We start from the raw sequence: 12,305 nt of genomic DNA on the forward strand, positions 1-12,305 counted from the left end.
GTTGGGGGAGGACTCCCCGTCATGCCGAAGGACCCCTCGCTCCCACGAGAGGTCCTTCTGAAGTGCGCCGCCAGGGACTCGAACCCCGGACCCGCTGATTAAGAGTCAGCTGCTCTAACCAACTGAGCTAGCGGCGCATGACTCTCGCCAGCTGCATTTTCTTGCTTCGCGGCTGGCGACGAAGAAAATACTACCCGGTCCTGGAGCGTGCTTTCGACCGCCGGAGGGTGGTGCTCAGATGGCGAGGCTCAGCAGTACGGGGGCCGCGTTCCTGTTCAGGGCGTCCGCCGCCTGGCGGAGCCGGTGAGCGTGCTCGACCGGGAGGGAGAGGGCCAGGCAGCCCACCGAGGAGCCCGCGGTGATCGGGACGGCCGCGCAGACCGTGCCCACCGCGTACTCCTGGAGGTCGAGGTGGGGCACCGTCGGCGGCTGGGACTCCAGACGGGACAGCAGCAGCTTGTCGCTGGTGATGGTCCGCGAGGTGAGGCGGGCCATCTTGTGCCGGGAGAGGTGGTCGCGGCGGCTGTTGTTGTCCAGCTGGCCCAGCAGGCTCTTGCCGAGCGCGGTGGCGTGGGCGGAGTAGCGGAAGTCGACCCACTCGTTGACCACCGGGGTCGTGGGCCCGTCCGCGTACTGGGTGATGGTGACCTCGCCGTCCACGTAACGGCTGAGATAGACGGCCGCGCCGACCGAGTCGCGCAGTCGGTCCAGCGTGCGCTGGAGTGTCTCGCGCAGGGCCTGCTCACGGTCGTGCGCGGAGCCGAGGCGGGTCAGCGCGTCCCCCGTGACATACGCGCCGTCGGCGACCTGCTCGACGTAGCCCTCGCGGCGCAGCATCAGCAGGAGCGTGGTCAGGCGCTCCGGGCCGATGGCGGTCTGCTTGGCGAGCTCGGTGTCGGTGACTCCGGTGGTGTGCCGCGCCACGGCCTCCAGGACGCGCAGCGCGTCCTGGGCCGAGTGATACGGCGCGGTCGGCTCGTGCTTCAGCGCCACGGTGTTCCCCCTGCGCTCAGTCGCTCTACAACTGGGGCCGTAATCCGGACAGCGAATCCTCTCTACGATAACGGGCAAGAGGCTTGAAGTGAGGGCCTGTTGACGAGATTCCATCCGTCTCAGCAGGGACGCTGACCCTTTGGCATATGCCAAAGTCATGCCCCAGCTGTTGGACCTCGCACATCGGGCCCTTCACCTCTTGTAGTCAGAGCACCGCGCTGAGAAATTCCCGCGTCCGGTCCTTCGCCGGCTCGCTGAAGATCTTCTCCGGCGGACCGGACTCGATGATCCGCCCGGAGTCGAACATCAGGACCTGGTCCGAGATGTCCCGGGCGAAATTCATCTCGTGGGTCACACAGAGCATCGTGATGTCGGTGGTGCGGGCGATGTCCCGGAGCACGTCCAGGACGCCCGCGACCAGCTCCGGGTCCAGCGCGGAGGTCACCTCGTCCAGCAGCAGCACCTTCGGCCGCATCGCCAGCGCCCGCGCGATCGCCACCCGCTGCTGCTGCCCGCCGGAGAGCTGGGAGGGACGGGCGTCGCACTTGTCGGCCAGGCCCACCAGGTCGAGCAGCTCGCGGGCGCGCGCCTCCGCCTCGTCCTTGGGCATGCCGAGCACGGTGACGGGCGCCTCGGTGATGTTCCTGAGCGCCGACATGTTCGGGAACAGGTTGAACTGCTGGAACACCATCCCGATCTGCTTGCGGACCTCGCGGACCTGCTTCTCCGGCGCCGGGAACAGCTGCTGCCCGTCGACGGTGATGGTCCCCTCGTCGGGCTTGGTCAGCGTCATCAGCAGCCGCAGGATCGTGGTCTTGCCCGATCCGGACGGCCCGATGAGGGTGACGTGCTTGCCGGCCTCGACGGAGAAGTCGAGGTGGTCCAGGACCGTGTTGGCCCCGAACCGCTTGGTGACGTTCTCCAGGCGGATCAGCTCACCGGGACTCTGCCGGTCGGTGGGGTTGTTCTCGGGCTGAATTTCAGTGGACAAGACGACGCTCCAGGGCTCGCACGAGGAGGGAGGCCAGATAGGCGATGAGGATGAAGGCCACGCCGATCACGGTCAGGGGCTCGGTGAACTGGAACTGCTCCTGGGAGAAGAGCCGCGCCTGACCGAGCATGTCGAGGACGGTGATCGCCATCAGCAGCGGCGTGTCCTTGAGCATGGCGATGACGTAGTTGCCGAGCGCGGGCACGACCCGGCGGATCGCCTGCGGCAGGATCACCACCCGCCACGTCCGGGTCACCGGCAGGTTCAGTGCCGTCGCGGCCTCCCACTGGCCGACGGGCACCGCCTCGATGCCGGCCCGGTAGACCTGCATCGTGTACGTCGAGTAGTGCAGGCCGATCGCGAAGACGCCGGTGGTCAGCGCGGAGAAGGTCAGGCCCCACTCGGGCAGCACGTAGAAGAGGAAGAACAGCTGCACCAGCAGCGGGGTGTTCCGGATGAACTCGGTGACCGCGCCCACCGGCCAGGTCACCCACCGGGTCGGCGCCCGCATCAGCAGCGCCCACACCAGGCCCAGCGCGAAGGAGATCACCGAGCCCAGCGCCAGCGCCTGCAGGGTGACCAGCAGACCGTCCCAGAACTGCGGCATGAAGTCGCCGACCGCTTGCCAGTCCCACTTCATGCGACACCACCTCCGACGCCCGTCGTCTCAGCCCGCTTCAGCTCGTGTGCGGTCACACCGCGCTCCGGTTCCTTGCCGACCCCCGACTTCAGCTTCTTCTCCAGGCCACGCATCAGCCGGGTGAGAGCGAAGGCGATCACGAAGTAGGTGGCCAGCAGATACGTGTAGATCTCCTGGCTCTCCTGAAGCGCCAGGCGCACCAGGTTGCCGCTGAACGCCAGGTCGCCCATGCCGATGATCGACACCAGCGCGGTGCCCTTGAGCAGCTCGATCAGCAGGTTGGAGAACGACGGGATCATCTCCGGCACCGCCTGCGGCAGCAGGATCAGCCTGAGCCGCTGCCAGGGCGTGAAGCTGAGCGCGATCCCGCCCTCCTTCTGCGCCGGGTCGACCGCGTTCAGGGCGCCGCGCACGATCTCCGAGCCGTACGCGCCGTACGTGAGCCCGAGCGCCAGCGTGCCCGCCCACATCGGCACCAGCTGCCATCCGAAGGAGATCGGCAGCACGAAGTACACCCAGAAGATCATGATGAGCGCCGAGGTCCCGCGGAACACCTCGGTGTAGAAGCCGGCGAGGAAGCGCACGATCCACAGTCGATGGGTGCGCGCGACACCGACGAAGAACGAGACGGCGGCCGCCAGCAGCGCGCTGAAGACGAGCAGTTGGACGGTCGTCCAGGCGCCCTTGAGTACGAGTTCCCACAGTCCGGTGGTCATCCGCCGCACAGCTCCTTCGCGGTGAGGTCGGTCATCTCGGCCTCCGTGAACCCGAAGGGCCGCAGGATCCGGAACAGCTCGCCGCTCTTCTTCAGCTTCCGCAGCTCCACGTTGAAGGCGTCCCGAAGCTTCGTCTCGGTCAGCCGGAACGCGAACGCGCCCCCGTCGACGTGCGGCTTGCCGTCCACGAGGGGCGCGAAAGCCTTGGTGGCCTCGGTCTTGGCGGACTTCTTGACGACCTCGCGGGTGGTGAGCGCCGTACCGGCGAAGACGTCGGCCCGCCCGGCCTCGACGGCGTTCAGCCCCGCGACCTGATCGGGGACGATGAGGATGTCGCTCTCCTTGTACCCCGCGTCGACGGCGTACTGGATCTCGGCATACCCGGTCCCGGTGGCGAACCTGGCCTTCTTCTCGACGACGTCCTTGTAGTCGTGCAGCCCCTTGGGATTGCCCTTGCGCACGATGAACGAATCGAGCATCTGATAGTCCGGGTCGGCGAAGATGACCTGCTCACAGCGCTCCGGATTCACATACATCCCGGCGGCGACCACATCGAACTGCTGTGAGTTCAGTCCGGGGATGAGCGACCCGAACTCGGTGGGCACGGGCTGTACGCGGTCGACACCCAGCCGCTTGAAGATGGCCTTCGCGAGCTCGGGCGCCTCGCCGGTCAGCTCGCCGTCCTTGTCGATGTAGCCGAAGGGGATCTCGCCGGCTATTCCCAGCCGTACGACACCTGCCGCCCTGAGGCGTTCGAGCAGATCACCGCCGTCCGTCGTCGAAGCCGTGGCCACCCGCGAGCAGCCCGCGGCCCCCAGTGCGCCGAGCGCCGCCACCCCCGCGAGCAGCGATCGGCGGGTGGTTCCGGATGTGCCTCTGTCGGTCCGAACGTCGTTTCGAATGTCGTTTCGTATCGGTGGAGCCATGGCGGCGCGGCTACCCGACCGGATGCGACTTATGCCGGTCGATTTGAGCCCGATCCCGACCGAGGCGCCCTTGACCGGCGGGGGACCATGGAACGTATGGCTGACCGCTACATCGAAGTCTCGCTGGTCAAGCGGGGGATCACCGGTACGGCGAAGCTGCTGGACGATCGTGCGCCGATCACCTGCGCGGCCGTCTGGGATTCCCTCCCGCTCACCGGCGACGTCTATCACGCGAAATACGCCCGCAACGAGATCTACGCCCTATTCCCGCCCTTCGCGAAATCGGAACCACCCCTGGAAAATCCGACAGTTACCCCCATCCCTGGAGATCTCTGCTATTTCTCCTTCGCGGGTACGGAACTGGGCACCAAGTCCTACGGCTACGACCGCGAGGTCCGCGCGGGCACGACAGTGGTCGACCTGGCCCTCTTCTACGAGCGCAACAACCTGCTCCTCAACGGCGACGTGGGCTGGGTGCCCGGCATCGTCTGGGGGCAGGTGGTGGAGGGCCTGGCGGAGCTGGCCGAGGGGTGCAACGACCTCTGGCGGTCGGGGGCGACGGGGGAGACGCTCAGCTTCCGGAGGGTGTGACCCCGTCCAGCGCATGAGCCGCCCGCAACACCAGATCGTCCCGGTGCCGGGCGGCCACGATCTGGAGCCCCACCGGCAGCCCGTCGCCGTCCACCCCGACCGGGACGGACGCGGCCGGCTGCTGGGTCATGTTGAAGGGGTACGTGAACGGCGTCCACCCCGTCCACCGCCGATGCCCCGAGCCCTTCGGCACCTCCGCGCCCGCCTCGAAAGCCGTGATCGGCACCGTGGGCGTCACCAGCAGGTCGTACGACTCGTGGAAGCGGCCCATCCGGCGTCCGAGGTCCATGCGGACATCGACGGCGGCGAGATAGTCCAGCGCGCTGTACCGCGCCCCCAGCCCGCAGATCTCCCGCAGCCCAGGATCGAGCAACTCCCGCTGATACGGCCCGAAATGCTGGGTCACCCGAGCCGCCCCGCTGAACCACAGGGTGTGGAAGGCGTCCACCGGATCGGTGAGGTCGGGGTCGGTCTCCTCGACGTACGCGCCGAGCCGGGCCAGCCGTTCCACCGCCCGGCGCACCGCCGCCGAGACACCCGGCTGCACCCGCACCTGTCCGCCGAGGGAAGGGGAGTAGGCGATCCGCAGACCCCGTACGCCTTCCCCAAGAACACCCCGGTGGGAAACGGCACTCGGCCCCAGACCCGACCAGTCCCGCGCGTCCGGCGCGCCGATGACGTCCAGCATCAGCGCCGCGTCGGCCGTGTTCCGTGTCATCGGCCCCACATGCGCCAACGTGCCGAACGCGCTCGCCGGATACAGCGGCACCCGCCCGTATGTCGGTTTCAGCGCGAAGATCCCGCAGAAGGCCGCCGGGATGCGGACACTGCCGCCCCCGTCCGTGCCCAGCGCCAGCGGCCCCGCGCCGAGCGCCACGGCCGCCGCCGCGCCGCCGCTGGAACCGCCCGCGGTGCGTGACGGGTCGTGCGGGTTGCGGGTGACCCCGGACAGCGGCGAGTCCGTGACGCCCTTCCAGCCGAACTCCGGGGTCGTCGTCTTGCCCAGGAACACCGCGCCGTGCTCACGCAGCCGGGCCACGGAGGGCGCGTCCTCGTCCCAACGGCCCTTCTCCGACAGCGCCTTGGAGCCCTTCAGGGTCGGCGCACCCCGCATCAGCAGAATGTCCTTCACCGTGACGGGCACCCCGTCGACCAGCCCCGCCGGCTCACCGCGCCGCCAGCGGTCCGCCGACTCCCGGGCCTGCGCGAGCGCCTCCGGTGCGGTGATCCGCACGAACGCGTTCACCTCCGGCTGGATCCGCTCGGCCCGCTCCAGGGCCGCCCGGGTCACCTCCACGGGGCTGAACTCGCCCTTGCGGTAACCGTCGACGAGCTGTACTGCGGTCAGTTCGGTGAGCTCCGTCATCCGCCCCTCCGGCTCTCTGTGGAAAATGCGCCGTCAGTGCCCCGGTACGTACCCGCGCTTCTTGTCGACCACGTTCAGCATCGGCTTGCCCGCCGCCCAGCGGTCGTACAGCTCCAGGAACTGCGAGCCGAGTTCCTCCCGCCAGCCGACCGTGTCGCCGCTCATGTGCGGGGACACGATCAGATCGGGCACCTGCCACAACGGGCTGTCGGCGCCCAGGGGTTCGTGCTCGAAGACATCCAGCGCCGCACCCGCGATCCACCGCCTGCGCAGCGCGTCCGCCAGGGCGTCCTCGACGACGAGCCCGCCACGCCCGACGTTCACGAACCGCGCCGAGGGCTGCATCACCCCGAACCGCCGGGAGTCGAACATCCCGTACGTCTGCTCGGTCAGCGGCGCCGCCGCGATCACCCAGTCCGCGCGGGCGATCAGCCGGTCGAGGTCGCCCGGGCCGTGGATGCCGGTGCGCGGGCTACGGCCGACGACGGCCGTGGTGATCTCAAGTGCCTTGAGAGTGCGGGCGATCGTCCGCCCGATCGGCCCCGAGCCGACGATCACCGCCCGCGTCCCGGCCACCCGCCGCGACTCCCGGTGCCGCCACACGCCCTCCCGCTGCAAGTCCAGCGTCCGGGGCAGATCCTTCGCCATCGCGAGGACGAGAGCGGCGACGTACTCCGCGATGGGCTGGTCGAAGACGCCGCGCGCATTGGTCACCACGGTGTCGGACGCGGCGAGTTCGGGGCACATCAGATGGTCCACACCCGCACTCGCCGTATGCACCCAGCGCGGCCGGGGCCCCTCGCCCGGCCAGGCCGCGCGCACCGCGTGGGAGGTGAAGTCCCAGACCAGCAGGACGTCGGCGTACGGCAGCCGTTCGGCCAGCGTCGACGCGTCCGTGTGCTCGACGTGGGCGCGGCCGGTGAGACTGCCGAGGCGGGGGAGAGGATCGGCGTCCAGGACGAGAAGGGTGGGGGCGGTCATCCGAAGCCGTTCCTCCACAGGCGTCTGACATGCGCGGATTGACCACGCTCGCACCCCAACCTACCTTCGTCAACACGGGCGTGCGTACGGTCCGTTGTCCCCCCGTCTCTCACCGTGAGGCCGGTGCCTGCCATGGACCTCTCTTTTCTTGGTGGACCGCGCCCCCAGCGCGGTGTAGGTGTCGTCGCTCCCTTCGACTTCGCGCTGGACCGCGAGTTGTGGCGCTGGGTCCCGGACGAGGTGTCGCTCCATCTGACCCGCACGCCGTACGTCCCCGTCGAGGTCAGCCTCGACCTGGCCCGTCTCGTCAGCGAGCACGAGACGCTGCACGACGCGGTACGCACCCTGAACGCCATCGCCCCCGAGGTCGTCGCCTACGCCTGCACCTCCGGCAGCTTCGTCGGCGGGGTCGCGGGGGAGCGGGCGATGTGCGAGGCGATGACGAGGGCGGGCGCGGTCCCGTCCGTGACGACTTCCGGCGCACTTCTGGAGGCGCTGATCGACCTCGGCGTACGCCGGGTGGCCCTGGTGACGCCGTACACCGTGTCGGTGACCCGGGCCCTGGAGGAGTACGTCGCGGAGGCGGGCATCGCGGTCAGCGGCTGCGCCTTCATGGGCCTGACCAGGCACATCTGGAAGGTCCCGTACCGGGAGGTCGTCGCCATGGCCCACAAGGCCGTCCGCCGGAGCGCCGACGCACTGTTCATCAGCTGCACCAACCTCCCGACGTACGACGTCATCCCGCAACTGGAGGCGGAACTGCGCATCCCGGTGCTCTCGGCCAACCAGGTCACGATGTGGGCGGCGCTGCGCCGACTGGGTACCCGGGCGGTAGGGCCGTACCAGGCACTGGTCGATCCGGCGGCACGGTCAGGCCCTGTGTTCCCGCAAGAGAAGCAGCCGAAAGAAGAGCAGCAGGAAGGCTGGTCATGACCGCACTCGGATTTCTCTACCCGGGCCACTCCGCCGAGGACGACTATCCGCGCATCGAGCAGCTTCTGGGCAGCGACGTCCGCCTCGACGTGGTCCACACCGACATCGGCGAGGACGCCCACCGCCCCGACGCCCTGCGCCGCATGGGCTCCGCCGAACGGCTCGCGGCGGGTGTCGAGGAACTGCGCATGGCGGGCGCCGACTCCGTGGTGTGGGCCTGTACCAGCGGCAGTTTCGTCTACGGCTGGGAGGGCGCCCATGAGCAGGTGCGCGGCCTCGCCCGTACGGCGGGCCTGCCGGCCTCTTCCACCTCCTTCGCCTTCGTGCACGCCGCCCGGGAACTCGGGGCGCGCCGGGTCGCGGTCGGGGCGACCTACCCGGACGACGTGGCGGCACTGTTCGCGGAGTTCCTGAGGGCCGGAGGCCTGGAGGTCACCGGTGTGAAGGGCTCCGGGATCATCACGGCGGCCGAGGTCGGCACGTGGGGGGAGAAGGAGGTCTTCGCCCTGGCACGGTCGGCCGACACACCCGACGCGGACGTGATCCTCCTCCCGGACACGGCCCTGCACACCGCCGCCCACCTCCTCGCCCTGGAGAAGGAACTCGGCAAGCCGGTCCTCACCGCCAACCAGGTCTCGGTCTGGGAGGGTCTGCGCCTGGCGGACCGGCGGGTGAACGCCCCGAGCCTGGGGTCCCTGTTCACCAGGGAACCGATCGTCCAGGTGTAGAAGCCCTTTCTTCGCCCCCGCCGCCCCTTCCCGTCCCGTCCCTGGGGGCTGCCGCCCCCAGACTCCCGCTTCGGCCCTGAAGGGGCCTCGTCCTCAAACGCCGGACGGGCTGGTTGGTCAGCCCCTCCGGCGTTTGAGGAGCGGGGGTCCAGGGGCGGCGCCCCCTGGGAGCGGGGGCGGCGAAGGAATAAACGGAGACACCCTCCTGTTACACGCCGCAGAACAGCGCGCGGCACCCACCACAGGAGGCACCACAGTGACGGCAGACGAGATTCGGGGCACGATCCACGGCACCGCCCCCGTCCCCCTCTCCGTACTGGACCTGGTCACCGTCGGTGCCGGCCGCACCGCCACGGACGCGCTGCGCACCAGCGTCGACCTGGCCAAGCTGACGGAGTCCCGCGGCTTCCACCGCTACTGGGTGGCAGAGCACCACTCCATGCCGGGAGTGGCTTCCTCCTCCCCCGCCGTGATCCTCGCCCACCTCGCCGCCCACACCGACCGCATCCGCCTCGGCTCGGGCGGCGTCATGCTGCCCAACCACGCCCCGCTGGTGATCGCGGAGCAGTTCGGCACCCTGGAGGCGATGGCCCCCGGCCGCGTCGACCTGGGCCTCGGCCGCGCCCCCGGCACCGACGGCGCCACGGCGGCCGCCCTGCGCCGCAGCGACAGCCTCAACGAGGGCGCCGACGACTTCCCCGAGCAGCTCGTCGAGCTGACCCGCTTCCTGGACGACGACTTCCCCGACGGTCACCCCTACCGCCGTATCCACGCGGTCCCCGGCCCCATCCAGTCGACGTCCCCCGGCGGCGTCCAGTCCCCGCACCGCCCCCCGATCTGGCTCCTCGGCTCCTCCGGCTTCAGCGCCCGCCTCGCCGCCACCCTCGGCCTGCCGTTCGCCTTCGCCCACCACTTCTCGGCGCAGAACACCGTCCCGGCCCTGGACCTCTACCGCGAGTCCTTCCGCCCGAGCGCGGTCCTGAAGGAGCCGTACGCCCTCATCGGCGTCTCCGCCCTCGCCACGGACGACGAGAAGGAGGCCCGCCGCCAGGTCCTCGCCGCGAGCCTCAACATGGTCCGTCTGCGCACCGGCCGCCCCGGCCTCGTCCCCACCCCCGAAGAGGCCGAGGCCTACGACTTCAGCCCCATGGAACGCGACTTCATCACGTCCTGGAACGCCAACGTCATCCACGGCTCGGTGGACGAGGTCCGCGCCGGTCTGGACGACCTCCACAAGCGCACCGGCGCCGACGAGCTCATGCTCACCTCCCACGCCCACAGCGCGGAGCTGCGTCTGCGCAGCTACGAACTGATCGCCGACGCCTACGGGTTGCCGACGGCCTGACCGCTCATCAACTCGGAGATACGATCCGGCGTCACCGGCCGCGAGTACAGCCACCCCTGGCCGGTGTCGCAGCCGATGCGGCGCAGCCGGGAGGCCTGGGCCGAGGTCTCCACGCACTCCGCGGTGACGGTCAGACCCAGCCGGTGGGCCAGCTGGATCATCGCCTCCACGACGACCTCGTCGGCCGGGTTGGGCGAGGCGCCCGTCCCCTCGTACTGGAAGCCCCTCACGAAGGAGCCGTCCAGCTTCAGGACCGCGACCGGGAGACGGCTGAGGTAGGCGAGGTTGGAGTAGCCGGTGCCGAAGTCGTCGATGGCGATGTGGACGCCCATGTCGCTGAGAGCCTGCAGCGCCTGGAGGGGACGGCCGGCGGAGCCCATGACCGCCGACTCCGTCAGCTCCAACTGCAGAAGGCCCGGCGCCAGGCCCGTCTCCGCGAGGATCTCGGCGACGTCCTCGACCAGGTCGGAATCCCAGACCTGGCGGACCGCGACGTTCACGCTGACGAAGATCGGCGGCTCGCCGGGGTGGTCCAGCTGCCACCGCCGCGCCTGGCGGCAGGCGGTGGCCAGCACCCAGCGGCCGAGCTGAACGATCGAACCGTCCTCCTCGGCCAATCCGATGAACCGATTCGGCGTCAGCATGCCGAACTGCGGATGGTTCCAGCGGACCAGCGCCTCGACGCCCCGCAGACGGCCGTCCTCCATGCAGACCAGCGGCTGGTACTCGAGCGTGAACTCGCCGCGCTCGATGGCCGGCCGGAGCGTGGAGGCGAGCGCCTGGCGGGTCATCCGGTGGGCGTTGCGCTCCGGGTCGAAGAGCGTCCAGCGGGCCTTGCCGTCGGCCTTCGCCCAGTAGAGCGTCGTGTCGGCGGCCTGGACCAGGGCGGTGGGGGTGGTGCCGGCCGCGTGCCGTTCCACGACGCCGATCGACGCCGAGACCGAGAGCCGGCGCCCGGAGATGTCGAAGGGCGCCTGGATCGCCTTCAGTACGGCCTCGGCGAGGTCCGCCAGCTGGTCGGTGCCGGTGGAGTCCTCGACGAGCAGGGCGAATTCGTCGCCGCCGAGTCTCGCCACCAGCGGCACGCTGCCCCTGGTCAGGCCTGCCTCGTCGGCGCAGCGGGTCAGACGTTCCGCCACCGCCGCCAGCAGCCGGTCGCCGACACGGTGGCCGAGGGTGTCGTTGATCGCCTTGAAGCCGTCGAGGTCGAGATAGCAGAGCCCGATCCGCCCGGTGCCGCCCTGCGCGTACGACTCCACTTCCAGGGCGGCCGACAGGCGCTCGAAGAACAGGGTCCGGTTGGGCAGCCGGGTCACCGGGTCGTGCATCTGCAAGTGCCGCAGCCGGGCCTGGAGTTCGCGCTGTGTGCTGATGTCGGCGAGGGACAGCAGCACACCGGGCTCACCCGTGCCCAGCGGCGCGACCGTCACCTGCACCCAGACGGACTGGCCGTCGGGGTGCTTGAGCCGGCGGGTGCACCGCAGCCTGGCCTGCCGGCCGCGCAGCACTTCCTGGTACGCGTGCCAGGTCCGCGCGTCCGAGGCCAGATCCACCAGCTCGGCGGCGACCTGCCCGGCCAGCGCCTCGGGCGCGCTGCCGAGGAGTTCGCCCAGCGTCTCGTTGGCGCCGACGACCAGACCCTCGCGGTCCACGACGGCCATGGCCAGCGGCGCGGCCGCGAACGCCGACTGATATGTCGGGGACGCCGGGGGTGCAGTACGAGGAGACGTACTGAAGTCACTGTCCGTGACGACCGCCCGGTCGAGATCTGCCGCGGGCGCCGGCCCTTCGGAGGTTCCGCTCACCGTTCGCTCCCGCAGTGCACTCGATCTCTGTCCGTGCAGGAAAGTGTGCCGATCATAGAGGCTGGCCCCCACCCCTTCCAGCCACGGTCCAGTGTCCCGGAACAACCAGCCCTTCTGGCAGATCGTTTCTGCCCGCACCTGGACGGCTTGTTGGGGCGCCCGACCAGGTGTGACGTTCCGTGAGCGATTCGGGGTGTCGCTTCTGACGGTTCTTCGCCGTACTCACTCGTCTGGTGCAGGCAAACAGGGCGTAGTACGACAATCTCACACAGGCTGGGTGCGGTGTCCCG

The 12,305-nt window shown here is 69.8% G+C and carries 12 protein-coding genes and 1 tRNA gene; 4 read left to right on the top strand and 9 right to left on the bottom strand.

The window, feature by feature from the left end:
- Positions 1 to 63 precede the first annotated feature (63 nt).
- The 6 genes from TN53_RS35730 to ehuB form a co-directional block, all read right to left on the bottom strand.
- A tRNA-Lys gene (locus TN53_RS35730) sits at positions 64 to 137 on the bottom strand.
- Positions 138 to 234: 97 nt separating this feature from the next.
- Complete coding sequence (locus TN53_RS35735; RefSeq protein WP_046262973.1) at positions 235 to 993, bottom strand: IclR family transcriptional regulator; 759 nt, start codon at positions 991 to 993, stop codon at positions 235 to 237.
- Between the two features lie 205 nt (positions 994 to 1,198).
- A complete protein-coding gene (gene ehuA / locus TN53_RS35740) occupies positions 1,199 to 1,984 on the bottom strand; it encodes an ectoine/hydroxyectoine ABC transporter ATP-binding protein EhuA (RefSeq protein WP_234441781.1) in 786 nt (261 codons plus the stop codon).
- Positions 1,974 to 2,624 carry an ectoine/hydroxyectoine ABC transporter permease subunit EhuD gene (gene ehuD, locus TN53_RS35745; protein ID WP_046262974.1) on the bottom strand — a complete coding sequence of 217 codons (651 nt, stop codon included), beginning with the start codon at positions 2,622 to 2,624 and terminating at the stop codon, positions 1,974 to 1,976. Before ehuD ends, ehuA begins: the two co-directional genes overlap by 11 nt.
- Positions 2,621 to 3,340: an ectoine/hydroxyectoine ABC transporter permease subunit EhuC gene (gene ehuC, locus TN53_RS35750; RefSeq protein ID WP_046262975.1), complete on the bottom strand. Its 720-nt coding sequence runs from the start codon at positions 3,338 to 3,340 to the stop codon at positions 2,621 to 2,623. The genes ehuD and ehuC overlap by 4 nt, the downstream gene beginning before the upstream one ends.
- Positions 3,337 to 4,266, bottom strand: coding sequence for an ectoine/hydroxyectoine ABC transporter substrate-binding protein EhuB (gene ehuB / locus TN53_RS35755; RefSeq protein ID WP_046262976.1), 930 nt, complete (start codon positions 4,264 to 4,266; stop codon positions 3,337 to 3,339). The genes ehuC and ehuB overlap by 4 nt, the downstream gene beginning before the upstream one ends.
- 96 nt (positions 4,267 to 4,362) lie before the next feature.
- Here ehuB and TN53_RS35760 point away from each other — a divergent pair, with 96 nt between their 5' ends.
- Positions 4,363 to 4,857: a DUF3830 family protein gene (locus tag TN53_RS35760; protein ID WP_046262977.1), complete on the top strand. Its 495-nt coding sequence runs from the start codon at positions 4,363 to 4,365 to the stop codon at positions 4,855 to 4,857.
- Here the strand turns inward: TN53_RS35760 and TN53_RS35765 are convergent.
- Both TN53_RS35765 and TN53_RS35770 read right to left on the bottom strand, forming a co-directional pair.
- Entirely contained in the window at positions 4,838 to 6,223 is a 1,386-nt protein-coding gene (locus TN53_RS35765; protein ID WP_046262978.1) for an amidase, read from the bottom strand. The two genes, TN53_RS35760 and TN53_RS35765, sit on opposite strands and share 20 nt — an antisense overlap.
- A 33-nt stretch (positions 6,224 to 6,256) precedes the next feature.
- A complete protein-coding gene (locus TN53_RS35770; protein WP_046262979.1) occupies positions 6,257 to 7,204 on the bottom strand; it encodes a D-2-hydroxyacid dehydrogenase in 948 nt (315 codons plus the stop codon).
- Between the two features lie 132 nt (positions 7,205 to 7,336).
- Here TN53_RS35770 and TN53_RS35775 point away from each other — a divergent pair, with 132 nt between their 5' ends.
- The 3 genes from TN53_RS35775 (at position 7,337) to TN53_RS35785 (ending at position 10,210) form a co-directional block, all read left to right on the top strand.
- Positions 7,337 to 8,137: an aspartate/glutamate racemase family protein gene (locus TN53_RS35775; protein WP_046262980.1), complete on the top strand. Its 801-nt coding sequence runs from the start codon at positions 7,337 to 7,339 to the stop codon at positions 8,135 to 8,137.
- A complete protein-coding gene (locus tag TN53_RS35780; protein ID WP_046262981.1) occupies positions 8,134 to 8,865 on the top strand; it encodes a decarboxylase in 732 nt (243 codons plus the stop codon). Before TN53_RS35775 ends, TN53_RS35780 begins: the two co-directional genes overlap by 4 nt.
- Positions 8,866 to 9,121: 256 nt before the next feature.
- Positions 9,122 to 10,210: an LLM class flavin-dependent oxidoreductase gene (locus TN53_RS35785; protein ID WP_046262982.1), complete on the top strand. Its 1,089-nt coding sequence runs from the start codon at positions 9,122 to 9,124 to the stop codon at positions 10,208 to 10,210.
- Here TN53_RS35785 and TN53_RS35790 read toward each other — a convergent pair.
- Positions 10,189 to 12,015, bottom strand: coding sequence for a putative bifunctional diguanylate cyclase/phosphodiesterase (locus TN53_RS35790; protein ID WP_046262983.1), 1,827 nt, complete (start codon positions 12,013 to 12,015; stop codon positions 10,189 to 10,191). The genes TN53_RS35785 and TN53_RS35790 overlap by 22 nt on opposite strands.
- Between the last annotated feature and the right edge of the window lie 290 nt (positions 12,016 to 12,305).

The sequence above is a fragment of the Streptomyces sp. WM6386 genome (assembly GCF_000972385.1).
Classification (GTDB): domain Bacteria; phylum Actinomycetota; class Actinomycetes; order Streptomycetales; family Streptomycetaceae; genus Streptomyces.

Bases quoted from the DNA above. Each gene is read 5' to 3' on its own strand.
- TN53_RS35770 (WP_046262979.1), bottom strand. From the start codon at position 7,204: ATGACCGCCCCCACCCTTCTCGTCCTGGACGCCGATCCTCTCCCCCGC.
- ehuB (WP_046262976.1), bottom strand. From the start codon at position 4,266: ATGGCTCCACCGATACGAAACGACATTCGAAACGACGTTCGGACCGAC.
- TN53_RS35780 (WP_046262981.1), top strand. From the start codon at position 8,134: ATGACCGCACTCGGATTTCTCTACCCGGGCCACTCCGCCGAGGACGAC.
- ehuD (WP_046262974.1), bottom strand. From the start codon at position 2,624: ATGAAGTGGGACTGGCAAGCGGTCGGCGACTTCATGCCGCAGTTCTGG.
- ehuC (WP_046262975.1), bottom strand. From the start codon at position 3,340: ATGACCACCGGACTGTGGGAACTCGTACTCAAGGGCGCCTGGACGACC.
- TN53_RS35760 (WP_046262977.1), top strand. From the start codon at position 4,363: ATGGCTGACCGCTACATCGAAGTCTCGCTGGTCAAGCGGGGGATCACC.
- TN53_RS35775 (WP_046262980.1), top strand. From the start codon at position 7,337: ATGGACCTCTCTTTTCTTGGTGGACCGCGCCCCCAGCGCGGTGTAGGT.
- TN53_RS35765 (WP_046262978.1), bottom strand. From the start codon at position 6,223: ATGACGGAGCTCACCGAACTGACCGCAGTACAGCTCGTCGACGGTTAC.